Genomic DNA, 698 nt, shown 5'->3' on the forward strand with positions numbered 1-698 from the left:
GAGCAAGCCTTCTATCCATCAATCTCCCTTTTCAAAATCATCATATCTCTGACCAACACTGCGATATTTTTCGCGGCGGAAGGAGCCAGGCACAGTCATTTCATGCGCAACAGCATTTCTAAGTTTCTCAGCTCGCCGGAACACGTCGGCGGCCGATGTCGCGCTCCGGGGGAGCTCTATTCCTTTTCGAACAATATCAGATTTGTCGCAGAACTGAGTGAATAGGATCTCGTCCACAAATCCATCATCACTCTTCGCATCGGCGATCACTTGAGAAATCTTCTTTCTTCTTTCGGCGCTAAGCTTCTCCAGCCAGCGGCCCGGCGTTTCGAAGCGTCTCCCTATCGCATCCGCCATGGACATCTCGAATGCTGTCACGAGAGCAAAGAGGGCTGCTCGCACTGGCAATTTCTGCATGCTGAAATGCTGACGAGACCTTCGATCTGGCGTGAGGAAACAACTAGGGTCAGGACCCATTAAATTGTTGAGTTGAAGGAGCGATGATGATTCAAGGTGGCTGGAGGTGGCCACCATGGGTGATTTGTTACTGCTGTCGCCGACGCAGATGCGGCGGATCGAGCCATTCTTTCCACGCTCGCACGGGGTACCTCGGGTCGATGACCGACGGGTGCTGAGGGGGATTCTGTTCGTGATCCGTAACGGGCTGCGCTGGCGGGATGTGCCGGCCGCCTATGGTC

The 698-nt window shown here is 54.2% G+C and carries 2 protein-coding genes; one reads left to right on the forward strand and one right to left on the reverse strand.

Features of this window, described 5'->3' with window-relative positions:
• Positions 1–18 precede the first annotated feature (18 nt).
• Complete coding sequence (locus tag EN780_RS36340; RefSeq protein WP_128276601.1) at positions 19–417, reverse strand: hypothetical protein; 399 nt, start codon at positions 415–417, stop codon at positions 19–21.
• A 115-nt stretch (positions 418–532) separates the two neighbouring features.
• On the opposite strand from EN780_RS36340, the gene EN780_RS36345 reads away from it, so the two are divergent.
• A partial coding sequence (locus EN780_RS36345) for a transposase (RefSeq protein ID WP_133372959.1) occupies positions 533–698 on the forward strand: 166 nt, incomplete at its 3' end.

It is taken from the genome of Mesorhizobium sp. M4B.F.Ca.ET.089.01.1.1 (genome assembly GCF_004022605.1).
GTDB classification, from domain to species: Bacteria; Pseudomonadota; Alphaproteobacteria; order Rhizobiales; family Rhizobiaceae; genus Mesorhizobium; species Mesorhizobium abyssinicae.